Source organism: Aurantiacibacter flavus, from assembly GCF_039710615.1.
Taxonomy (GTDB): Bacteria; Pseudomonadota; Alphaproteobacteria; order Sphingomonadales; family Sphingomonadaceae; genus Alteraurantiacibacter; species Alteraurantiacibacter flavus.
Genome location: NZ_JBDLBR010000003.1, coordinates 202,364 through 225,449, shown reverse-complemented (window position 1 = coordinate 225,449; position 23,086 = coordinate 202,364). Strand labels below are relative to the sequence as shown.

At 65.7% G+C, this 23,086-nt stretch carries 21 protein-coding genes; 5 read left to right on the top strand and 16 right to left on the bottom strand.

The genetic code is table 11. The annotated features are described in order from the left end of the window. The first annotated feature begins 3 nt into the window (after positions 1 to 3). Genes ABDJ38_RS10165 through ABDJ38_RS10145 form a run of 5 tightly spaced genes read left to right on the top strand, consistent with a single transcriptional unit; the run spans position 4 to position 6,203 of the window. Complete coding sequence (locus ABDJ38_RS10165) at positions 4 to 2,325, top strand: DUF2460 domain-containing protein (RefSeq protein ID WP_346784986.1); 2,322 nt, start codon at positions 4 to 6, stop codon at positions 2,323 to 2,325. Then, complete coding sequence (locus ABDJ38_RS10160; protein ID WP_346784985.1) at positions 2,322 to 3,143, top strand: DUF2163 domain-containing protein; 822 nt, start codon at positions 2,322 to 2,324, stop codon at positions 3,141 to 3,143. The genes ABDJ38_RS10165 and ABDJ38_RS10160 overlap by 4 nt, the downstream gene beginning before the upstream one ends. After that, the gene (locus tag ABDJ38_RS10155) at positions 3,143 to 3,556 is read left to right on the top strand and encodes an NlpC/P60 family protein (RefSeq protein ID WP_346784984.1); all 414 of its coding nucleotides are present in this window, start codon (positions 3,143 to 3,145) and stop codon (positions 3,554 to 3,556) included. Before ABDJ38_RS10160 ends, ABDJ38_RS10155 begins: the two co-directional genes overlap by 1 nt. A gap of 2 nt (positions 3,557 to 3,558) precedes the next feature. Beyond that, positions 3,559 to 5,742 carry a GTA baseplate fiber-binding domain-containing protein gene (locus ABDJ38_RS10150; protein ID WP_346784983.1) on the top strand — a complete coding sequence of 728 codons (2,184 nt, stop codon included), beginning with the start codon at positions 3,559 to 3,561 and terminating at the stop codon, positions 5,740 to 5,742. Positions 5,743 to 5,750: 8 nt separating this feature from the next. After that, the gene (locus ABDJ38_RS10145) at positions 5,751 to 6,203 is read left to right on the top strand and encodes a DUF2793 domain-containing protein (RefSeq protein ID WP_346784982.1); all 453 of its coding nucleotides are present in this window, start codon (positions 5,751 to 5,753) and stop codon (positions 6,201 to 6,203) included. Here ABDJ38_RS10145 and ABDJ38_RS10140 read toward each other — a convergent pair. The 16 genes from ABDJ38_RS10140 to ABDJ38_RS10065 all read right to left on the bottom strand — a co-directional run bounded on the left by ABDJ38_RS10140 (position 6,200) and on the right by ABDJ38_RS10065 (position 23,056). Beyond that, complete coding sequence (locus ABDJ38_RS10140) at positions 6,200 to 7,714, bottom strand: MFS transporter (protein ID WP_346784981.1); 1,515 nt, start codon at positions 7,712 to 7,714, stop codon at positions 6,200 to 6,202. The genes ABDJ38_RS10145 and ABDJ38_RS10140 overlap by 4 nt on opposite strands. A gap of 2 nt (positions 7,715 to 7,716) precedes the next feature. Then, positions 7,717 to 8,421 (bottom strand): 7-cyano-7-deazaguanine synthase QueC, encoded by a 705-nt coding sequence (gene queC / locus ABDJ38_RS10135; protein WP_346784980.1) that lies wholly within the window; start codon positions 8,419 to 8,421, stop codon positions 7,717 to 7,719. A gap of 46 nt (positions 8,422 to 8,467) precedes the next feature. Then, entirely contained in the window at positions 8,468 to 8,863 is a 396-nt protein-coding gene (locus ABDJ38_RS10130; RefSeq protein WP_346784979.1) for a hypothetical protein, read from the bottom strand. Positions 8,864 to 8,914: 51 nt separating this feature from the next. Beyond that, positions 8,915 to 9,838: an Hsp33 family molecular chaperone HslO gene (hslO, locus tag ABDJ38_RS10125; protein ID WP_346784978.1), complete on the bottom strand. Its 924-nt coding sequence runs from the start codon at positions 9,836 to 9,838 to the stop codon at positions 8,915 to 8,917. A 31-nt stretch (positions 9,839 to 9,869) separates the two neighbouring features. Continuing rightward, positions 9,870 to 10,811, bottom strand: a complete 942-nt coding sequence (gene argF, locus ABDJ38_RS10120) for an ornithine carbamoyltransferase (protein WP_346784977.1) — start codon at positions 10,809 to 10,811, stop codon at positions 9,870 to 9,872. Further along, entirely contained in the window at positions 10,808 to 11,998 is a 1,191-nt protein-coding gene (locus ABDJ38_RS10115) for an aspartate aminotransferase family protein (RefSeq protein WP_346784976.1), read from the bottom strand. Before ABDJ38_RS10115 ends, argF begins: the two co-directional genes overlap by 4 nt. A gap of 128 nt (positions 11,999 to 12,126) precedes the next feature. Further along, a complete protein-coding gene (locus ABDJ38_RS10110) occupies positions 12,127 to 12,882 on the bottom strand; it encodes a cold-shock protein (protein WP_346784975.1) in 756 nt (251 codons plus the stop codon). Between the two features lie 296 nt (positions 12,883 to 13,178). After that, the gene (locus ABDJ38_RS10105) at positions 13,179 to 13,517 is read right to left on the bottom strand and encodes a P-II family nitrogen regulator (RefSeq protein ID WP_346784974.1); all 339 of its coding nucleotides are present in this window, start codon (positions 13,515 to 13,517) and stop codon (positions 13,179 to 13,181) included. A gap of 204 nt (positions 13,518 to 13,721) precedes the next feature. Then, positions 13,722 to 15,050, bottom strand: a complete 1,329-nt coding sequence (locus tag ABDJ38_RS10100) for an ammonium transporter family protein (protein WP_346784973.1) — start codon at positions 15,048 to 15,050, stop codon at positions 13,722 to 13,724. Between the two features lie 14 nt (positions 15,051 to 15,064). Then, entirely contained in the window at positions 15,065 to 15,403 is a 339-nt protein-coding gene (locus tag ABDJ38_RS10095) for a P-II family nitrogen regulator (RefSeq protein ID WP_119591572.1), read from the bottom strand. Positions 15,404 to 15,536: 133 nt separating this feature from the next. Then, positions 15,537 to 16,259 carry an endonuclease/exonuclease/phosphatase family protein gene (locus ABDJ38_RS10090; protein WP_346784972.1) on the bottom strand — a complete coding sequence of 241 codons (723 nt, stop codon included), beginning with the start codon at positions 16,257 to 16,259 and terminating at the stop codon, positions 15,537 to 15,539. Continuing rightward, a complete protein-coding gene (locus ABDJ38_RS10085) occupies positions 16,256 to 16,828 on the bottom strand; it encodes a pyridoxamine 5'-phosphate oxidase family protein (RefSeq protein ID WP_346784971.1) in 573 nt (190 codons plus the stop codon). The genes ABDJ38_RS10090 and ABDJ38_RS10085 overlap by 4 nt, the downstream gene beginning before the upstream one ends. 206 nt (positions 16,829 to 17,034) lie before the next feature. Then, a complete protein-coding gene (locus ABDJ38_RS10080) occupies positions 17,035 to 18,570 on the bottom strand; it encodes a peptide chain release factor 3 (RefSeq protein ID WP_346784970.1) in 1,536 nt (511 codons plus the stop codon). After that, positions 18,570 to 20,957, bottom strand: coding sequence for a phenylalanine--tRNA ligase subunit beta (pheT, locus tag ABDJ38_RS10075; protein WP_346784969.1), 2,388 nt, complete (start codon positions 20,955 to 20,957; stop codon positions 18,570 to 18,572). The genes ABDJ38_RS10080 and pheT overlap by 1 nt, the downstream gene beginning before the upstream one ends. Further along, positions 20,954 to 22,054, bottom strand: a complete 1,101-nt coding sequence (gene pheS / locus ABDJ38_RS10070; protein ID WP_346784968.1) for a phenylalanine--tRNA ligase subunit alpha — start codon at positions 22,052 to 22,054, stop codon at positions 20,954 to 20,956. The genes pheT and pheS overlap by 4 nt, the downstream gene beginning before the upstream one ends. 66 nt (positions 22,055 to 22,120) lie before the next feature. Beyond that, entirely contained in the window at positions 22,121 to 23,056 is a 936-nt protein-coding gene (locus ABDJ38_RS10065; protein ID WP_346784967.1) for a helix-turn-helix domain-containing protein, read from the bottom strand. Positions 23,057 to 23,086 lie beyond the last annotated feature (30 nt).

Sequence of the window (23,086 nt, the reverse complement as noted above, 5' to 3'; positions counted from 1 at the left end):
CACATGGCATACTGGCTGGCGCGCAAGCGCAACGGACAGGACTTCGACTATCTCCAGCGGTTCGACCCGCGCTTCTGGACCGTCGACTTCCCCCGCCCTGAAATGGCGAGCCTCACCACCATCGCGCACGATGGGCTGCGCATCGACTGCGAATTTCACCACCGCGACGCGCTCGCCGGACTGATCTGGGAGAGCGAGGACCGCTACGATCACCCCCTGCTCGCCTATGCGACCGACCGTGACTATGCGCACACCAGCCTGCGCTTCCGCTGGCGCTCGGCGGGCGTGGTGGCGCTCGATCAGGTGCACGGGCCGACGCTCACCATCGAGGGGCGCGATGCCTCTGGCGCGGCGCGCACCTGGTATGTGCGGCTGTGGAACTACGCCGAGGGCGCGCCCGACGATGCCTCGGTGATGCTGCCCTTTTCCGAGCTGCGCGAAGGCTGGCTGGCCGACGGCGATGCGGTCCATCCCTCCGATATCGACCGGATGTTCATCTCGCTGGTCCCGCCGGGCCACGATCCCGCTGATCACACGCTGCTGCCCGCGCGCGCCAATGGCTGGGTCGAGCTGACCGGCATCGCCTGCGAAGGCCACCGGGCGATGGTCAAGCTGGGCGACGTGGTGGTGCCCCCGCACGATGTCGGCATGGCGACGGCCTACGACGACAGCTACAACCTCACCCCAGCGCGGGTGCTGCGCAATGTGCTCGGCCTCGGCTATCGCGGGGCGATCGTTCACTATGTGGGGATGAGCCACTTCTACCGGCTCGCCCGCCAGCCGGGCGGCGAGCTGCTGGTAGCGCAACCGGCGCAGCTTTGCACCCCGTGCGAGGCATGGCACCGCGCCTTTTTCGCCGAGTGCGCGCGACTCGATTACCAGCCGATTGTCTCGCTGTCCTACGAGCTGTTCGCCGAGCACTGCCCGCCCGAATGGAGCCAGCGCGCTTACGACGGCTCGCGCGCGCTGACCGGGTGGGAGCCGCCCTCCACCCTGCTCTCGCCAGCGAACGACACGGCGATGGCTTACCTGCGCACGGTCGCCGGGGCGTTTACCGCGCTGGTGGTGGACGAAGGCCTGTCCGTCCACTTCCAGATCGGCGAGCCATGGTGGTGGCTCACCTTCGATGGCCACATCTGCCTCTATGATGACGCCGTGATCGCCGCGCGCGGATCGGCCCCCGAAATCCCCGACCTCACCGCCCCGCTCGACGCGGCGCAGCTCGACCTGCTCGACTGGGCCGGGGCCACGCTGGCCGCCTCCACCGCCGCGCTGCGCGACCATGTCCGCACTGCAGCGGGCGGCACCGCGACGGTCTACTTGCTCGTCTTCACGCCCACCTTGCTTGACCCCGCCCGCCCCGAGCTGTGCCGCGCCAGCCTGCCCGAAGGATGGGCCTGGCCTGCCTACGACCGGCTTCAGGTCGAGGACTACGACTGGCTCACCGCCCGTGCCGAAGGCGCACGCCGCGTTGCCTACGACATCGTGCAGGCACGGCTGCGCTATCCACTCGACGTGCAGGACTATCTGGCGGGCTTCGTGCTCAACGAAGCCGATGCCGAAAGCTACTGGCAGCGCATCGACCGTGGCCTCGACGAGGCCCGTGCGCGGGGGGTGGAGCGCCTGTTCGTCTGGGCGCTGCCGCAGGTCACGCGCGACGGATACACCCGCCTTCCTTCCAGCGAGGACACCTCCATGCAAGCCTTCGACGACGTTCTCTATCCACTCGCGCCGGGCCGCGATGTCGCAGTGAGCCCTGAGTTCTCGACCTCGGTGGCGCTCACCGCATCGGGCTTCGAGCGGCGCAACAGCCACTGGAGCGACGCGCGCCTGCGCTATGATGTCGGCCCCGGCATCCGCTCGGAAGCAGAGCTTGGCGTGCTGCTCGAATTCTTCCGCGCCCGGCGCGGGGCGGCGCGCGGTTTTCGCCTCGCCGATCCGTTCGACTTCAGCTCCAACGGCCAGACTGGCACGCCCACGGCCAGCGACCAGCTGCTCGGCCTGGGCGATGGTGAGACGGTCCGCTTCCAGCTTGCCAAGCGCTATGGCGCGGGGGGCGACCCGCAGGTCCGCCCGATCACCCGCCCGCGCCTTACCACGGTCGTGGTCAGCCTCGATCATGTCCCGACAAGCGCCTGGACCTGTGAAGAAGGTGGCTGGATCACCCTGGCGAACGCTGCGCCCGCTGGAGCCGAAGTGCGCGTCGGGTTCCTGTTCGACGTCCCCGTCCGCTTCGCCGAGGACCGGCTCGACATCTGCGCCAGCAACTTTGCCGCAGGGGAAGCGCCATCGGTACCGCTGATCGAGATTCGGGAGGCGACATGAGCCGGATCTTCTTTGCCGAGCCGCTCGAAACGGTAGCGACCTACTGGCGGATCATGCGGCGTGACGGGGTAACGCTCGGCTTCACCAGCCACAACCGTGACCTCGCCTTTTCGGGCATCATCCATATGGCCGCGCCGGGTATGGTCCCCTCCTCGATACGCCGCTCGGCCGATCTGGCGAGCGAACTGGTCGAGATGGAGGGCATCCTCTCGCACGGGGCGATCACGCCCGCAGACCTCAGGATGGGCCGCTATGACGAGGCAACCATCGAAGTAGGCGTGGTCGACTGGGAGAGCCTTGAGCACGCGGCCCTGTTTGCGGGCGAGGTCTCCAGCGTCACCGAAAACGGTGAGAGCTTCGAGGCCAGCCTGCAATCGGCCAAAACACTGTTCGAACGCGACCTCGTGCCGCGCACCAGCCCCACCTGCCGCGCCCGATTCTGCGACCGGGACTGCGGGCTCAATCCCGCGCGCTTCACCCATCTGGTTCGCGTTACGGCGATCAATGGCGAAACCGGCTCGATCAGCTTCTCGGGCCTACCCGCGCCCGACATGATCGTTGGCGGGCGGCTGCGCTGGATCGACGGGCCGCAGGCGGGCGTCGCGATGCGGATCATGGCCGCCTCCGGCTCCGAACTGACGCTCGACCGCGATCTTGCAGCCGGACTGGCGGCAAGGGACCGCGCAGAGGTACTCGAATCGTGCGACCACACGATTGCTACCTGCGCCGCGCGCTTCGGCAATGCCGCGAATTTTCGCGGCGAGCCGTTCATGCCCGGCAACGACTTGCTCACCCGCTACGGCACCGGGGGCGCGTGATGGCGGACGGAAGCCAGCTCCTCGCAGCCGCGCACGCGCTGGTGGGCGCACCTTTCCGTCTCGGCGGCATGTCCCGCGAACAGGGAATCGACTGCGTGGGGCTGGTGGTGCTGGCCCTGCGCGCGCTGGGCCGCGATGCCGGGCCGCTGCCGCCCTATCGCCTGCGCCAGACCACGCTCGCCGGCTTTGCCCCGGCGCTCGCCCACTCAGGCCTGCGCGACGTGGCAGACGCCATCCAACCCGGCGACGTGCTCGCGCTGCGCCCCTCGCCGTCGCAGCTGCACCTCGCCATCGCTGGCGAGGGCGGCGCCCTCGTCCATGCCCATGCCGGTCTGCGCCGGGTCGTCCACGGCCCGCGCCCGGCCGAATGGCCGCTGCTGCGTAGCTGGCGGCTTGCCCCAAGCGGAGACTGACCATGGCCACCCTTATCCTCACCACGGTCGGCACCGCGCTCGGCGGCCCGATTGGCGGCGCGCTCGGTTCGCTGCTCGGCAACCAGATCGATCGCGCGGTGTTCAAGCCCGGCGGCCGCGAAGGCCCGCGCCTCAAGGAGCTGGCCGTCACCAGTTCGAGCTACGGCACCCCGATCCCGCGTTATTTCGGCACCATGCGCGCGGCGGGCAGCGTGATCTGGGCGACCGACCTCGTCGAAACCAGCGAGACCACCGGCGGCGGCAAGAGCAGCCCCTCGGTCAAGACCTACAGCTATTCGTGCAGTTTCGCCGTGGCGCTGGCGAGCCGTCCGATTGCCCGCCTAGGCCGGATCTGGGCCGATGGCCGCCTCCTGCGTGGCGCGGCGGGCGATCTCAAGGTCGGCGGGGTGCTGCGCGTGCATCAGGGCTATGGCGACCAGCAGCCCGATCCGCTGCTCGCCAGCGCCGAGGGTGCGCTTTGCCCTGCTTTCCGGGGCCTCGCCTACTGCGTGTTCGAAAGCCTGCAACTGGCCGAGTTCGGCAACCGTATCCCGACGCTCGCCTTCGAGATCACCAGCGATGACGGCGAAGTCAGCCTCGTCGAACTGCTGGAGCCGCTGGAAGCCGGTGCTGCAATCACGCGCGGGCTCGAAGGGCTGGGCGGATTTTCCGACGAGGGCGGGCCGGTGCTGGCATCGCTCGAGCTGCTCGACCGGGTCTATCCGCTGGCCTGCGATGTCGGCGCGGGACCCCTGGCGATCCGACCACGCGATCCTGCCGCCGCGCCCACCGCGACCCTGCCTGAGGCCGTGGTCGACCCCGCCAACGAAAGCTTTGGCGGGGCCTATGGCCAGATGTCGACCCGCCGCACCGATCACAGCAAGCTGCCCTCGGCCATGCGCTACTACGATGTCGCGCGCGACTATCAGCCCGGCCTGCAACGCGCAGGCGGGCAGGCCCCTGCGGGCCAAAACACCGTCATCGACTTCCCCGGCGCCTTGCAGGCGGGCACCGCGCTGCACCTGATCGAGGCCATGGCCACACGCGAAGGCGTGGCGGGCGACCGCCTGCAATGGCGCATGGCCGAGCTGGACGCGCGGATCGCCCCCGGCGCTCTGGTCGCCGTGCCCGGTCGCCCCGGTAAGTGGCGGGTGGAAAGCTGGGAATGGCGCGACACCGGCGTCGAACTCGAACTGACTCGCGAGCCGGGCGCGGCGCTCCCCCCGGCGATCGGCGATCCGGGCCGCAATCTCGAAACGCCCGACGAGGTGGCCACGCCAACCGTGCTGATGGCGAGCGAACTGCCGTGGGACGGGCTCGGCTCGCGCGACGAGCGGCAGGTGATCGCCGCCGCCAGCTCCACCACCAGCGGCTGGACCGGAGCCATGCTCTATGCCGACCACGGCGGCAGCCTGTCACCGCTCCGAGGCACCGGGCGGCAACGCGCGGTTGTCGGCACGCTGTCGAGCCCGCTGCCACCCGCCGACCCGGCGATTATCGACCGGACGGCGACTATCGACGTCACTCTGGCCTCGTCCGATTTCGAACTGGCCTCGCGCCCGTTCGAAAGCCTCGCGGCGGGGGCTAACCGGTTGCTGGTGGGGGCGGAGCTGCTGCAGTTCGCCCAGGCTGAAAGCGTCGGCGGCGCTGTCTGGCGGTTGTCCGGGCTGCTGCGCGGGCGCGGCGGCACCGAAGCGGCGGCGCTTGCGGGCACGGCGGCGGGGGCGAACGTAGTCCTGCTCGATGAAAGACCGATCCGGCTTGAGACCGCCGACCTCGGCACGGCTGCGGGGGTTGCCGCCATCGGTCTCGCCGACGACGTGCCCGCTGTGGCGACGATTGCCAATGCCGGGCTGACCCTGAAGCCGCTGGTGCCGGTCCACCCGCGCGTGACCGTGGCCGCCGACGGCAGCGCAACGCTGAACTGGACCCGCCGCGCGCGGGGAGCCTGGAGCTGGAGCGGCACGGTCGAACCGCCGCTCGCCGAGGAGTTCGAACGCTACACGGTTGGCCTTGGCGATACAGTCCTGCCCGAGGCCCTGTGGGAAGTGACTGCGCCCGCGCTGCAATTCTCCTCCCCCGACTGGTCCGCCCTGCACGCCGAGCACTCCGGCAAAGCGCTGTGGGTGCGCCAGGTCGGCAACAGCGCCCGCTCCGATCCGCTCTATCTCACAACCCTTGCTTGAGGTGACCTATGCCCGATCCAATCACGTTCACGAACGCCAGCGCGCGGCTTGGCCTGCCCTTCCTGTTCACCGCGCAAGCGCAGAAGGAGTTCACTGTCAACGAAGCGCTCGCCCGGCTCGATAGCTTACTGCACATCGCCGTCGAAGGAACGGCGGATGCACCGCCTGCGAGTCCGGTTGAAGGCGAGGCCTGGCTCGTCCAGGCCGCGCCCACCGATGAATGGGCGGGTCATGCTGACGAAATTGCTTGCCGGCAGGCCGGAAACTGGCTGTTCCAGCAGCCGCTGCCCGGAATGCGGATCTATGATCGATCGGCGGGGCAACAGGCGATCTACAATGATGGCTGGAGCCGCGCTTCTGACGTTGCCTTGCCGAGTGGTGGTGTAACACAGGACAGCGAGGCGCGCACCGCGATCGCGGGCCTCATCGCGGCGCTCGTGGCGGCAGGAATTCTCGTCTAACTACCAATGCGCGCGACGGCTGCAGGATAAAGCCGCAAGCCGGCGAGCAGGCAGAGGCACGCCGGGATCGCTGCCACCAAGCTCATCATCACGCCGAGGCCAAGGTCGCCGGTCCGCTCCGACACAAGGCCCACCGCGAAGGGTCCGAAGCATAGCCCGACCAGCGTCGGCCCGAGCAGGAACAACGCCGATGCCCGCCCGCGCATCCGTTCGTCCACCAGCGCCTGACTGGCCGAAGCGCAGGCGCCAAGTGCAGAAGATGTGGCGAGCTGGGTCAGAAAATTGCAAGCGAGAAACAGCGTCTGATTGTCGGTCATATAGCCGATCAGGACGAGCGGAACCGGCAGGACAACCGCCACGCTGGCGACCAACACCCGTCCGCTCACCGTATAGCGCAACAATGCATCGGCCGCCCATCCGCCCGCAAGAATGCCGAGGAACCCGCCAAGCGCGTTGGGAGCGCCGATCAGCACGCCCAACTCAGCCTTACCCAAGGCGAAGGTTCGTTCGGCATAAGGCGCGGCCCAATAGGTCACCGAATAGCCGACGTAAGACGTGCAGGCATAGATGCCTACGATGGCGAGGAAGGCCCCGCTTCCCCACGTCTGCATATGGCACTCCGGGTCGGCGCGGCGGGTGTGGCTTACCCAGCTGAACACCGCATAATAGGCCACGCCGATGAGCGCGAACTGCTCCACATTGCCGAGCATCAGCGCGAGCGCGGCGCATATCAGCGCGATCAGGGCCGCGCCCGACAGATTGAGGGCCAGCGCCCTGCCCCCTTCGCGCGCCGCGCCAATCGCGGCGAAAGGCGGGATGATCAGTGCGCATTGCTCCAGAAATGTCCTGAAGGCTCCGGCGGAGTCGACCGTTTTTCCTCGCTCCGGCTCGCGCAGGGTCAGCAGCCAAACGGCCAGCACCAGGCCGGGCGCACCGACGATAATGAACGCGGCCTGCCAGCCTGCAAGGCCGAACGGAGGATGGTCCGGAAAGGCCGCTGCCCAGCTTTCGACAATGAACCCACCCAGCCATAGCGACAGTCCGCTGCCGACGAACAGGCCCGCCGAATAGATCGCGATGGCCCGCGCGCGCATGTCGGCGGGAAACCAGTCGGCAATCAGCGAATAGGCGCAAGGATTGGCCGAGGCCTCGCCCACGCCGACCCCGATCCGCGCCATGGCCAGCTGCGCATAGTTGCGTGCAAGCCCCGACAGCATCGTCATTGCCGACCACAAGGCGAGCCCGAAGCTCAGCAGGCGCAAGCGGTGCGTGCTGTCGGCAAGGCGGCCGAGCGGGATGCCGAGCAGCGCATAAAACACCGCGAAAGCGGTGCCATAGAGAAAGCCCAGCTCAGCATCGCCGATCGCGAGGTCCGCCTTGATGTCGTTGGCGAGGATCGACAGGATCTGCCGGTCGATGAAGTTGGTGCAATAGACCAGCGCCAGCACCCCGAGCGCATACCAGTTGTAAACCGGCACCCGCTCAGGCGGGCTCGGGCGCTCGGCTACCACCGCTAGCCTTCGCTACCCGCCACCGGGTCGACCGCGCCAGCCTCGGCAAAGCCCTTGGCCCTCAGGCGGCAGCTGTCGCACAGGCCGCAAGGCGTGCCATCGGGCTGCGGATCGTAGCACGACCAGGTCAGCGAGAGATCGAGCCCCACGCGCAAAGCCTCGCTGACGATCCGCGCCTTGTCCCAGTGCTGCAACGGCGCCTGAATCCGAAACCCTTCGCCCTCCTGCCCCTCGCGCGTGGCCAGCCTTGCGGTTTCCTCGAAGCTGGCGATGAATTCGGGGCGGCAATCGGGATAGCCCGAATAGTCGAGCGCGTTCACGCCGATAAAGATGTCGTTCGCGCCGACCACCTCTGCCCAGGCCAGTGTCAGCGACAAGAACACCAGATTGCGCGCCGGGACATAGGTAATCGGAATACCCTCTTCCGCCACGCCCCCCTTTGGTACATCGATATCGGCGGTGAGAGCCGATCCGCCGAATTGCGAAAGGTCCAGCGGCAGGATGATGTGGCGCTCTGCCCCAAGCGACTGCGCCACCGCGCGCGCCGCATCGAGTTCGCGGCGGTGGCGCTGGTTATAGTTGATGGTGAGGGCGTTGATCGCAAAGCCCTGTTCCTTGGCCAGCGCCGCGGACAGGCTCGAATCGAGGCCGCCGGAAAGCAGCACGATCGCTTGCTTCTGGCCCGTGTCTGAGGTGGTGGAGGTCATGCCGCGGAGCTAGGACGGTGCTTGCCCCGGAGCAAGCCCCCTTCGTTCAGCAGGCTCCGACGTAACGCGCCTCGGCCTCGATCGAGAACGGCTTGCCATCCTCGATCCCCTGGCTACGCAACTGCACCAGCCGATTGCCTTCTCGCCTGATGCTCGTGCGGCCATAGCCATGACCGCGGCAGGTATACTGCACGGTGACCTCGCCGGGCTCATCATCGACCACGAAACGGTCGCAATTGAGCTGACGATGGCGCAACTGGATGAACTCGTGCCCCGTGCGCACGCACAGCCGCGTGGTCGGCCCATCGGGCCTCACCCGCACGGTCCACGCCCCCTTGTCGAGGGTGCCGAGCACGGCCAACTCAGGCGCCTGTGCCGCAGCGGGCAAGCCCACCGCCGCTCCTACGGACACCATCGCTACAAGTTTCAAGACCTTACGCATGCCATACCTATAACCTGTTCGAGCTGAACACACACGGTATATTGTAAAATGTCATGATACTTCATCCGACATTGCCGGTATTGCAAACTCACGAGAACAAAAGGCGCAGTCGACCACAATGTCGCCTTCGTCGTTTGTCATCTCGGCACGCTCTTCTTTGCCGAATCGACTAAGGATTGCCGCATAGTGCTCGATCGAGCAGCGGCATCCCTTGCGCAAGGTGGTCAGCCCGTCGGTGCGTAACTCGCGCTCCTCGTGGAATAGCCGCCAGACCAGCGCCTCCATCGACAACGCCTGATCCACCAGTTCGCCGTGCGAAATGGTGTCGGCGAGGATCGAGACGTGCTCCCATTCGGGATGGTCGAAGCGCACGTGCAGACGTTCGCGCCCTTCCTCGCCATCGGCCAGATGCTGCACCAGCATCCCCCCGGCAATGCCCCCGTCGTGCGCGAAAGCCATCGCCGTGCGCACCCGCGTGGGTAGCTGTTCGCTCTGCGCGAAGTAGGCTTCGATCGCGTGGCTCAGGTTCTCACCTTCGAGCGGCACGATCCCCTGATAGCGCTGCCCGGTGCTGGCCAGGTCGAAGGTCACGGCGAGGTGGCCCTTGCCAAACAGCGTTCCGAGGCGCGGATTGGCCCCGACCTGCGCCGGAACATCGGGCGCCACCTCGGCATAGCCGCGCAGCGCGCCGTCGCGATAGTCGCACACCAGCAGGCGGATCAGGCCCTCTTCCGAGCGCGCCTGAATGGTCATCTGATCCTGTTCGTCCTTCAGCATCGAGCCCATCAGCGCGGTCAGCACCAGCGCCTCGGCGAGGCAGTGCTTTACCGGCGCAGGATAGTCGTGTGCCGACAGGATTTCGTCGAGCACCGGCCCAAGCCGCACCAGCCGACCACGGCAATCGCGGTCGGGCAGGATGAAGCGCAGGACGGTGTCGAAACTGGTCTCGACTTGAGCGGCAGTGGTGTCAGTCATCGGCTTTAGATGGGAATAGCCGCGCGCGATGTTAAGCCGCCGCGCCCAGCTGACTGAAACACCACAGCAAAACAGACTTTTGCGCGTGGATTCGGTTCTCCGCCTCGTCGAAAACCACCGATTGCGCGCTTTCGAACACGCTCTCGGTCACTTCCTCACCCACATGCGCGGGCAGGCAATGCAGGAAGATCGCATCGGCCTTGGCCTGCGCCATCAGCGCATCGTCGACCTGATAGGGCGCGAGCTGCGTTAGCTTCTCCTCGGCATGATCCTGTCCCATCGAGATCCACGTATCGGTGACGATCACGTCGGCTCTGCTTGCGGCCTCGGCGGCATCGCTGGTCACATCGACGCGCGCGCCACCGGCACGGGCCTTGGCGACATAATCGGCATCGGGTACGATCTCGGCTGGCGTGCCGATGCGGACGTTGAACTTCATCAGCCCCGCCGCTTCCAGCACCGAGTTCAATACATTGTTGCAATCGCCCAGCCAGGCGACCTCCAGCCCCGGCAGCGCCTTGCCGTGCTCGACCATGGTCACAAGGTCGGCCACGATCTGGCACGGGTGCGACTGGTCGGTCAGCCCGTTGATCACCGGAACGCTGGCATAGCGGGCCATTTCCTCGACCTTGGCGTGATCGTCGGTACGGACCATGATCGCGTCGGCCATGCGGCTCAGCACACGCGCGGTGTCCGCCACGCTTTCGCCGCGGCCGAGCTGCGAGGTGCCCGAATCGAGGATCAGCGCCGAGCCGCCGAGCTGGCGCATCGCCATGTCGAAGCTGACGCGCGTACGGGTCGAGTTCTTCTCGAACACCATCGCCAGCACGCGGCCAGCCAGCGGCGCATCGGCATCGGGCTTGCCCTTGGGCCATTCCTTGCGCGCGGCCTTGCGGCTTTGCGCATCGTTGATCATGGCGGCGATCGCATCGCCACCGGCATCGGCGAGGTCGAGGAAATGGCGCATCGTCATCCCGCAGTCTCCGCTTCGTAGTCCGCCGCGCCCGCCGAGAGTTTCTCGAAGAACTCGTCGATCTCGGCCTCGCCGATCACCAGCGGCGGCAGCAGCCGCAGCGTCGAGTCGCCCGCCGCCACGGTCAGCAGCTGGTGGTTATCACGCAGGTGCTGCATGAACGGACGCGGTTCGACCTTCATCTTGATCCCGAGCATCAGGCCCAGCCCGCGCACCTCTTCGAACAGCTCGGGATAGTTGCCGATGAACTGTTCGAGCCGGCCGCGCAGCCGTTCGCCCGTAGCACGGACCTGCGCGAGAAACTCCTCATTGCCCACGGCATCGAGCACCGCTTCAGAGGCGGCCATCGCCAGCGGATTGCCGCCATAGGTGGAACCGTGGGTGCCGAAGGTCATCCCGCGCGCGGCCTTCTCGGTCGCCATGCAGGCACCGAGCGGGAAGCCGCCGCCAAGGCCCTTGGCAGTGGCGAGGATATCGGGGATGAGATCGTACTGTTCGTAGGCATAGAAGGTGCCCGTACGCGCAACGCCGGTCTGCACCTCGTCGAACACCAGCATCAGGTCGTGCTTGTCCGCCAGCGCGCGCAGGCCCTTGATGAATTCCTGACTTCCGACACGAATGCCGCCCTCGCCCTGCACCGGCTCGACGAGGAAGCCCGCCGTGTGCGGACCGATCGCCGCTTCCACCGCGGCAAGATCGCCGAAGTCGACATATTTGAAGCCCGGCAGCAGCGGCGCGAAGCCCTTGTGCATCTTCTCCTGATTGGAGGCGCTGATCGTGGCCATCGTGCGCCCGTGGAAGGCGTTGTTGAAGGTGATCAGCTCGAAGCGGTCTTCGTTGCCGGCATGCTGGTGATAGGCGCGCGCGGTCTTGATCGCGCATTCCACCGCCTCGGCGCCCGAATTGGTGAAGAACACCGTATCAGCGAAGGTCAGGTCGACCAGCCGCTGCGCAAGGTGCTCACCCTGCGGGCTGCCGTAGAGGTTGGAAACATGCATCAGCTCAGCAGCCTGACGCTGGATCGCACCGATCAGGCCCTCGTGCGAGTGGCCGAGCAGGTTAACCGCGATGCCCGCGGCGAAATCGAGGTAGCGGGTGCCATCCTCGTCGATGAGGTGGCAATGCTCACCACGGACCGGACGCACGCCGCACCGTGGGTAGACAGGCATAAGCGCTGAAATGGCCATTAGGATTCCTTCACATCAAAACACAAAAGGGCGGCCCGATCCGAGATCGGAAAGCCGCCTGCTGCTCGTGTAGTATGATGCTGCGGGCGGCCGGTCAAACGCTCGGCCGCCCCGCAATCCGGGTGGCGTCAGCCAGCCGGAACGAGATTTACGGCCGAGTACTTGCCTCGTCGATCGACCTCGAGGTCGAACTCGAAACGGTCGCCTTCGGCGATGCCCTGCAGGCCCGAACGCTCCACCGCGCTGATGTGTACGAAAGCGTCTTCCTTGCCGTCGTCGCGGGTGATGAAGCCGAAGCCCTTCATGGCGTTGAAGAACTTGACCGTGCCCACGGCCTTTTCGCCCGTCAGCTCGCGCTGCGGAGCCTTGGCCTCGACCTGGATCACATCGCCCACGACCTGCAGATCGGCCGCCGACACCTTGCCGCCGCGATCCACGAGGTTGAAGGCAAGCTCCTGACCTTCGGCCAGACCTTCGAGCCCGGCCCGTTCGACCTGGCTGATGTGGACGAACACGTCCTCACCGCCTTCATCACGCTGGATGAAGCCGAAACCCTTCTGCGAATTAAAGAATTTGACCTTGCCGGTGCCGCTGCCGACCACCTGCGGGGGCATGCCGCCACCGCCGCCGCCGCCACGCGGGCCGCCACCGCCGCCGCTGAAACCGCCGCCGCCGCGCGGGCCGCGATCGTTGTCAAACCGGTTGCCCCCGCCGAAGCGGTCTCCACCGCCGCCGCCGCCGAAACCACCGCGACCGCCGCTGTCGCCACCGCGCCAGCCGCCGTCCGAAGGCGGACCACCCTCAAAGAAGGGATCGAAGCCTTCCTCGCCAATGTTGTCCCGCTTGTCGCGTCCCCGTCCGCGACGTCCTCTGTCGTAACCCATCTAAACCAAAAACCCTAAGTTTCCGTCCTTAAACCATGCCGTGGAATTCGGACGAAGACCCCCGGCCGGAAGCGGTGGCGATGCCCCGCCACTTCCATTTGCTGTGTATAACCTAGAAAAGCCCGTGACGCGAATGTTTTAAGATTACGGCCAGGTTACGCCGCTTTTTATCGCCGCCTCCGCCCAATCCGTGCGATTGGGTTCAACTCAAGCAATGACCATTAAGGCGCGTGAAGCTTTATTAGTCACGCCGCAAGCGCGCCTAGCGCGAATCGGCATTCGCCCCACTGGCCCGCTTACAGCGCGTGCTCGCCTGTCTCGCCTGTGCGGATGCGGACAGCTTCTCCCAGATCGAGCACGAAAATCTTGCCGTCGCCGATCGTCTCGGTGTTGGCGGCAAGGCGAATCGTTTCGACCACGCGCGGCGCGAGATCATCGGGCACCGCGATCTCCAGCCGCACCTTCGGAAGCATGTTCACCGAATATTCGGCGCCGCGATAGATCTCGGTCTGCCCCTTCTGACGACCGAATCCCTTCACCTCGTTGGCGGTGAGACCGGCGACACCAATTCCGGCAAGCGCCTCGCGCACCGGTTCGAGCTTGTGCGGCTTGATCACCGCGATCACCATTTTCATCGCCTCGTTCCTCCGCTTTGGCCGCAGCGTCAGCACAGTACCGCCCCGCAAGCCACCCCCATGTTGCACGGACGCGACACAAAAAAAAGGGGCCGGAGCGCTTGGCTCCGGCCCTTGAAAAGGTGTTCGTTCGCAGGAGGAACGTCGGGAGGCGGGGTCAGGGGGAGAGGAGGAAGAGCCTGACCCCGCCAAACTTGTGATGGATCAGGCCTGGTTGGCGAGACCCGGGTAGGCTTCCACGCCGATCTCGGCGAGGTCGAGGCCCGCAAGCTCCACCTCTTCCGAAGGACGCAGGCCCACGGTAGCTTTCAGGATGAACCACAGGATACCGGAGGCAACCGACACCCAGACCATGGTCAGCAGCACGCCGACGAGCTGGCCCACGAAGGTGGCGTCACCGGCCCAGGCGACCACGAGCGTGCCGAAGATACCGGCGCACAGGTGAACCGGGATCGCGCCGACAACGTCGTCGATCTTGAGCTTATCGAGCAGCGGAACCACGACCACCGGCAGGATGCCGCCGATGCCGCCGATCACGATCGACTGGCCAACGGTCGGTGCCAGCGGCTCGGCCGTGATGGCGACCAGACCGGCAAGCGCGCCGTTCAGGGCCATGGTCACGTCAGCCTTGCCGTAGCGCAGCTGGGTAGCGATGATCGCGACCACCACACCGGCGCAAGCGGCCATGTTGGTGTTGACGAAGATCTTCGACACGTCCGACACGTCGCCCACGGTGCCCATCGCAAGCTGCGAAGCGCCGTTGAAGCCGAACCAGCCGAGCCACAGGATGAAAGTGCCCAGAGTGGCGAGCGGAATGTTCGAGCCCGGGAACACATTGACCCGGCCATCGGCGGCATAGCGACCAAGCCGCGGACCGAGGATGATGGCGCCGACCAGAGCAGCCCAGCCACCCGTCGAGTGGACGAGGGTCGAACCGGCGAAGTCGGAGAAGCCCCAGACGCTGTCGAGGTAGCCGCCACCCCATTCCCAGCTCACCACGACCGGATAGATCACGGCGGTCAGCACGGTCACGAAGATGAAGAACGGCACGATCTTGATACGCTCGGCCAGGGTGCCCGAAACGATCGAGGCGGTGGTGGCGCAAAAGACCATCTGGAAGAACCAGTCCGAAGCAACCGAGTAACCGGTGTCGAGATCGGCGTCGCCGACGCCCTGCATCGAATAGACGGTGCCGTTCATACCGAACAGGCCGAGCGAATCCTCGGCAAAGCCCGGATAGGCGATGTTGTAGCCGATCACCCAGAACATCAGACCGGCAATCGAATAGAGGCCGATGTTCTTCAGGCACTGCGTCGAAACGTTCTTGGTGCGGACCAGGCCAGCCTCGAGCATGGCGAAGCCAGCGGCCATCCACATCACGAGGAAGCCGCCGATCAGGAACAGCAACGTGTTGAGAATATAGGCGGTGCCGCCGCCGACTGCGTCAGCCGCAGCCTCCTGGGCGAACGCCGGCGTGGCGAAGGCGAAGCTTGCCGCAGCAACCGCGCCCAGTTTGAAAAGAGTGTTCTTCATGGAATGCGTCCCCCTCAAAGCGCGGTTTCGTCGGTTTCGCCGGTGCGGATCCGCGTTGCCGATGCCAGATCGAGCACGAAGATCTTGCCGTCGCCGATGCTTTCGGTGCTGGCGGTTTGCTGGATGGTCTCGACGACCTTCGGCATAAGCTCGGTAGTAACCGCGATTTCCAGCTTCACCTTGGGAAGCATGTTCACCGAATACTCGGCTCCGCGGTAGATTTCGGTCTGCCCCTTCTGGCGACCGAATCCCTTCACTTCCGAGACCGTCATCCCGGCCACGCCCAGCCCCGCGAGTGCTTCACGCACCTCATCGAGCTTGAACGGTTTGATTATGGCGATGATGAACTTCATCTCAAACCCCTGTTGCCTTGCCGGGCACGCCCCCGGCCACGGCACAACCTCGCAAGCAGCGTGCCAGTTTCGATATCTGCGGGATTCAGGGATCGTTTGGTGCGGTTGCTACGCTTCCAGGCACTCTGCCTGCCTAAAGCGTGGGCGCGCTGCCTAAATTTTGTGCATCGAGCGTGAGCCGTGCGCGGATCGGCAGGTGGTCGGAGGCCTCGCGCGCCAGTGGCGAACGGAACACTTCCAGCTGCTCACAGCGCCAGTGCGGGCTGACGATCATCCGATCGAGCGACAACAACGGCCCGCGCGCCGGAAAACTGTGCCCCGGCGTCAGCACCGACCAGTAGTCGTGCAGTCCGCGCAGGCGCTCGGGGTGGGCAAGCCAGGCATTGAGGTCGCCCAGCATCAGCGAAGGCCGGCCGCTCGCCCGGCCCGCCGCGCAAAGCTGCGCCAGCTGCGCCTTGCGCCGCAGCCCCGAGAGATCGAGGTGCATGCTGGTGACGTCGATCGGCTGGCCGTCCACCCGCAAGCTGGCGGTGAGCGCTCCGCGCGGTTCAAGCCTTGGCAGATGGACGGCATCGACCGCGTCGATCGTCAGCCCCTCGCGCACCAGCAGCATATTGCCGTGCCAGCCAAGGCTGGCAGGCTTCATCGGCACCGAGGCCAGTTGCCAGCCGAGATGTTCGAGCCGCGAGCGTTCGAACACGCTGGCGCGCTGGCCCAGCCTGAGGTCGACCTCCTGTAGCCCGACCACGTCGGCGCCCAGTTCATCGATCACCGCAAGGATGCGTTCGGGATCGCGCCGCCGGTCCGCGCCGACGGCCTTGTGGACATTGTAGCTGGCGAAGGTGAGTTCGGTCATGCGCCACCGATATAGCGGTCGGTGATGCGGGTGGGCAGACCGTCGATGCTTTCTCGCGCGCGGCGGGCCTTGCCCGCCCATTCGACCGGATCGGCCTGCGCGTGATGTTTGACTAGCGTCTGCCGTTCCTGCTCCAGTTGCATCAGTGGCACGCCATAGCCGCAGCTGGTCTGTACGCTCTCGACCGCGATATCGAAAATCTGGCGCGTTCCGGGGAGCATGGTGAAGTGCTCGGCCAGTTCGTCCCAGCCGCTTTCCCACGGCAGCACCGGATTGCCGCGCCCGTAGATGCGCAGGATCTGCGCGGGCTGCTGGAAATTGCAGAACATGATCGTGATGCGGCCACCCTTGCCGTTGTCGTCGGCGAGGAGGTGGGCGTTCGTCTCGTTGCCCGAGCCACCAAGGTCGAGATAGGCTACCCGGTTCGGGCCAAGCACGCGGAACGCGTCATAGCCCTTGGGCGACAAGTTGATCCGCGCGTCCGCCGCTGCGGTGGCGACGAAGAACACCGGTTGCTGCGCGATCATCGCGAGATGCTTTTCGTCGAGCGCGTCGAAGAATGTGGCCATGGCCTGAGTTATAGGCGCAGGCCGGGCACTTTCCTACAGGCTACGCTTTATGGCACGGCAGACGGGCTCTTTGACACGTCCGAACCCACCCTTTTTCGCGCGCAAAACCGCCCGGGCGTATACTTCGGCGGCCTCGCACAATCTTCTGATTACGAAACGAAATTTCCAGATTGCAGCATCGTCACGCTGTCAACTTCGCCACCTTCTCAGCGTTCCTTGGTGGCGGAGAAGGTCAGCTCGGGGTTCTTCTCCTGCTGATAGCCAACGTCCCAGGCGGACTTGGCCATGAACACGAGATCGCCATCGCGGTCATGCGCGATGTTGCCCTGGTTGAACTTTTCGAAGGCATCCTTCGCCGCATCGCTCCCCTTGATCCAGCGCGCCGTGGCAAAGGGCGAGGCTTCGAGCGCCGCATCGACCTTGTACTCTGCCGAGAGCCGCGAGATCAGCACGTCGAGCTGGAGCTGGCCGACTACGCCGACAATGCTCGAGCCTCCGATCACCGGGTAGAACACCTGAATCACGCCCTCTTCGGAGAGGTCGTCGAGCGCCTTTCTGAGCTGCTTGGTCTTGGTCGGATCCTTGAGTTGCACGCGGCGCAGGATTTCGGGCGCGAAGTTGGGCAGGCCGGTGAAGCGGATCTTGTTGGTCTCGCTCAGCGTATCGCCCACGCGTAGGGTGCCGTGGTTGGGAATGCCGATGATGTCGCCCGGCTCGGCGGTGTCGGCGATCTCGCGGTCCTGCGCGAAGAACAGGATTGGCGAGTGCACCGCAATCGGTTTGCCGAGCCCGCTCGGGGTCAGCTTCATCCCACGTTTGAAGGTGCCCGAAACCTGCCGCATGAAAGCGATGCGGTCGCGGTGATTGGGGTCCATATTGGCCTGGACCTTGAAGATGAAGCCGGTGACCTCGCCATGATCTGTGTCGATCAGCTCCTCGCCCGCAGGCTGCGGACGTGGGGGCGGGGCGAAGTCGGCAATCGCGGTGATCAGCTCCTCGACGCCGAAGTTCTTGAGCGCCGAGCCGAAATAGACCGGGGTGAGGTCGCCGTTGCGATAGGCTTCGAGGTCGAACTCGGGATAGCCCACCTTGGCCAGCTCGATTTCCTCGGCATAGTTTTCGGGAATCGCCGCATCGGCCTCGCGCTTGCCAAGAAATTCCTTGGAGCCGCCCTCGGGACGCGCCACCAGGCCGGTGCGGAAATCGAGCAGGCCTTCGAACAGGCCGCCCATCCCGATCGGCCACATCTGCGGGCTAACATCGAGCGCGAGCTTGTCGGCCACTTCGTCGAGCGTCTCGAAGGCGTCACGGCCCTCGCGGTCGACCTTGTTGACGAAGGTGATGATCGGCACCGAGCGCAGGCGGCAGACCTCGAACAGCTTCAACGTCTGCGGTTCGATGCCCTTGGCCGCGTCGATCACCATGATCGCTGAATCGACCGCCGTCAGCGTGCGGTAGGTATCTTCGGAGAAATCCTCGTGCCCCGGCGTATCGAGCAGGTTGAAGGTGATGGTTTCGCCATCGAAATCCTTCTCGAAGGTCATCACCGAAGAGGTGACCGAGATGCCGCGCTGCTGCTCGATCTTCATCCAGTCGGAGCGGGCGCGCCGCGCATCACCGCGCGCCTTGACCTGTCCGGCAAGGTGAATCGCGCCGCCCTGCAACAGCAGCTTTTCGGTGAGCGTGGTCTTACCGGCGTCGGGGTGCGAGATGATCGCGAAGGTACGGCGATTGGACGTCACTATCCGCGCAGCTCCCCGCCGAGCTTGGCGGCGGCTGCCACCACATTGTCGGCAATCGCCTTGAGGTCGGCTTCCTTGTAGCTCTTCTCGCCCGGCTGGAGCGTCACCTCGACCGCCACGCTCTTCCTGCCCTCGGGCACGCCTTGCCCCGCGAACACATCGAACACGCGGGCATCGACGATATTCGCCTTGTCCGCACCCTTCACCGCGCGCAGCAGGTCGCCCGCCGGAAGTTCAGCGGGAACGAGGAAGGCGAAGTCGCGCAGCACCGGCTGAAGCGCGGACGGCGCGAAGTGCGGCTTGGCGAAGCTCGCGGCGCCCTTCCTGGCCGGGATCGCATCGAGGAACAGCTCGACCGCGACCACCGGGCCATCGACATCGAAGGCTGCCAGCGTGCGCGGGTGCAAGGTGCCGAAGCGGGCCAGCACGTTCTTGGGGCCAAGCCGCAAGGTGGCCGACTGGCCGGGGTGGAACTGCTCCCCCGCCTCACTCATCACCTGCAGCTTGTCGACCGGCGCCCCCGCCTCGGCGAGCAGCGCCATGGCCTCAGCCTTGGCGTCGAAGGCATCGAAGGCCTGCGCCTTGCCATTGGCCCAGCCGCGCGGGGCCTTGTCGCCCGCCAGCACCACGGCGAGGATCAGCCGCTCGTCACTCGCGCCGTCCTTGCCGCGCAGATAGCGCCGCCCGATCTCAAACAGCCGCAGCGACGTCGCGCCACGGTCGAGGTTGCGTTTGGTGGCTGCAAGCAGCCCCGGCAGCAGCGAGGGGCGCATGGCCTTCAGGTCTTCGCTGATCGGGTTGTCGAGCACCCACAACGGGCCTTCAGAGAAAAGCTCGGCCTCGGCTTCGGGAAGGAACGACCAGGTCACGGCCTCGTTCAGCCCGCGCCCAGCGGCCGCACGACGTATTCGCCGCTCAAGCGACTGCGCCGCAGTGGCAGTCGGACGGGCAACGCCGTCAGCGCGCGGCAGGGCGACCGAGGCCACCTTGTCGAGCCCGTGGATACGCACGACTTCCTCGACCAGATCGGCAGCGCCTTCCACATCGTGGCGGCGAAGCGGCACGGTCACGTTCCAGTTCGCATCGACCACGAAGTCGAGCGCTTCAAGGATACGCTTCTGCTCGGCCTCGTCGACGCCCACGCCGCCCAGCCTTGCGGTCAGGCCCGGATCGAAGGCGATCACTTTGGGCGCGCTCGGCGGCGAACCGGCGCGGACGGCTGTGCTCGCCTCGCCGCCGCACAGGCGCTGCACCAGCGAGGTCAGCCCTTCCAGCCCCTCGTCGAGCCACGCCGGATCGACCCCGCGCTCGAACCGGGTGCGTGCATCGCTGGCAAGGCCAAGCTTTCGGCCCGTCACACCGATGGTTTCGGGGTTGAAATAGGCGATCTCGAGCAGGACGTCGGTGGTGCTCTCGCTCACCGAGCTGTCGAGCCCGCCCATGATCCCGGCGATGTCGTGGACGCCCTTGTCATCGGCGATCACGGTCATCGTGGAATCGAGCGTGTAGGTCTTGTCGTTCAAAGCCACGACCTGCTCGCCGTCCCTGGCACGGCGGGCGACGACCGGGCCGCTGAGCTTGGCCAGATCGTAAACGTGCGCCGGACGCCCAAATGCGAGCGACATATAGTTGGTGATGTCGACCAGCGCGGAAATCGGCCGCTGGCCCGCGGCCTTGAGCCGCGCCTGCATCCAGTCGGGCGAGGCACCGTTGGTTACGCCGCGCACCACGCGGGCATAGAAGGCGGGGCAGCCCTCGGGATCGTCGGTGCGGATCTCGACCGGGCAGTCGAATGCCTCTTCGATTTCGAAGCTCTTGAGCGGCTTGAGCGTGCCAAGGCCTGCCGCCGCCAGATCGCGGGCAATGCCATAAACGCCCATGCAATCGGGCCGGTTGGGCGTGATCGCCACGTCGAGCACCGGCGAAGCGCCGTGGTACTCGGCAAAGTCAGTGCCGATGGGGGCATCATCGGGCAGTTCAATAATGCCGTCGTGATCCTCGCCCAGCTCCAGCTCGCGGGTCGAGCACATCATGCCCGACGATTCGACCCCGCGGATCGCCGCCTTGCGCAGCACCATGCCGTTGGCCGGAACCACCGCACCTGGCGAACCGAGCACGCCAACCAGGCCAGCACGCGCATTGGGCGCGCCGCAGACGATCTGCTGCTCCTCGCCGGTGCCGTTATCGACCGTAAGCACCTGCAACTTGTCGGCATCGGGGTGCGGCTTGGCCGTGAGCACCTTCGCGACACGGAAGCCTGCCAGCGCCTCGGCCGGATCTTCGATCCCCTCGACCTCGATGCCGATTTCGTTGAGCTTGGCGGCAATGTCGGCAAGGCTCGCCTCGGTTTCGAGGAAGTAGGTCAGCCATTCGAGCGAGAACTTCATGCGCGCTCTCCCACGCCAGCAGAAAGCGTCGGCTGAGCCAGCGCCGAGAAACCATAGTGTTGCAACCAGCGGGCATCGCCGTCGAAGAAGGCGCGCAGGTCGTCCATCCCGTACTTGAGCATGGCGAGCCGGTCGACGCCAATACCGAAGGCAAAGCCCTGCCATTCATCGGGATCGAGCCCGCTCATTTCGATCACCCGGCGGTTGACCATGCCGCTGCCGAGCAGCTCCATCCAGCCGTGGCCGGGCTTGTCACCCGAGCCGCCAAGCACACGCTTGCCATCGACCAGCTCGAAGCCGACGTCAGCCTCGACCGAAGGCTCGGTGAACGGGAAGTAGCTCGGGCGCAGGCGGATCACGATGTCCTCGTTCTCGAAGAAGGCCTTGAGAAAGGTCTCGAGCGTCCACTTGAGGTGGCCGAGGTGAATGCCCTTGTCGATCACCAGACCTTCGATCTGGTGGAACATCGGGGTGTGCGTGGCGTCGCTGTCGCTGCGGTAGACGCGGCCCGGCGCGATGATGCGCAAGGGGGCACCTTCGGCCAGCATGGTGCGCACCTGCACAGGCGATGTATGCGTGCGCAGCAGCATCTTGCCGCCCTTCGGAGCGGTGTCAGGGAAATAGAACGTATCGTGCATGGCCCGCGCCGGGTGGCTTTCGGGCATGTTGAGCGCGGTAAAGTTGTACCAGTCGTCCTCGATCTCCGGGCCGGTGGCGACGGCAAAACCGAGGTCGGCGAAGATTTCGGCCAGTTCGTCCATAACCTGGCTGACCGGGTGGACCGAACCGCACGGAGCTTCGGACGCGGGCAGGGTCAGGTCAAGCGTCTCGGCGGCAAGCTTCGCTTCGAGTGCTTCCGCTTCGAGCACGTCTTTGCGTGCAGCCAGTTCATCGGTGACCGCCTGCCGCAGGGCCTGGATTTCCGGCCCCCTGGTCTGGCGTTCTTCCGGGCTCATCTTCCCCAGCGTCTTCATCAGCGCCGAGACGGAACCCTGCTTGCCCAGAAATTCGACGCGCAGGACCTCAAGGGCAGCCAGATCGGCTGCCGCCGCAATGCGCGCTTTCGCGTCGTTTTCGATCGATTGTGTTTCCGACATGCCCACTAGCAACTTATTGGCCGATAAGCCGGGCCTGTTAGCGAGCCTGCGCCCGCCCCCCAAGCCCTATTTCGTCTTCTCTACTCCGACAGGGGCCTTTCCCCCGGCATATCGCAGGATTGTGGGCAGGTCGGTCTGCGCAACAGCGCCCTGATCAACCATGCGCTGAGCGATAATCCGGTCCAGAATGGGATGTGGCATTCCCGCATATTCGGAGGGGGTCATCCCCATAATGCTTCGGAAATCACGCACGAAGTGGGCCTGATCGTAATAGTGACTGTCGAGAGCGTTGCTCCAGCTCGCCCGAGATTCGAGCATGAATCGGGCGAGGCTTCGTAGGAAACGCTGGCGACGCAGCAATGTCTTGGGGGGAAAGCCGAAATACTGGCTGCACATACGTTCGAGCGAGCGGCGGCTGGTGCCCACCCGCTCAGCGAGGTCGTTCACGTCGTTGAGATCGGCATCCTTGAGTGCCTCCTGGCAAGCCAAGACGCGCGCGGGCACGGGGGGGGTCCGTGCATCGAGGTCGAGCAGGAAGCTGTTGATGGCCGCAGCAGCTGCATCGTCGTCTCCTCCTGTCGCCTCGATCAGCCCCAGCAGCGGCGCGAAGGCGCCAAAACCCGAATCCTCCCCGTTGACGATAGCGTTCCTGAGCGAGGCAGCCGACAGACCGACAAAGCGGGCCCAACCGGCCGGATGGAGACCGAGGCCGAATATCCGCGACGTGGCGAGCCGAAAGTCGATCGCCCGGCTGGTCGGGCCGCTGACGACAAAGTGCGGGCATTGCTGCATCACAGCCGGGACAACGCGCGCGGTAGGGGGCGTACCGGCATAGGTGAACCGCATGGCGGCCCATTCCGGGTGAAGCGAATCGGCAACAACCCCACCTTCCTCGCAGGTCAGCGCAAAGCTGTAGAGCGCGGTGAAATAGGGCGCGAGCACGTCCGACAGACCGAAAAACTGCACGTCGAGAGTGAACGATGGCATTGTAGGATCGTCCAAGGTACGCGTCCCCATTGCTCGCACCGAAAG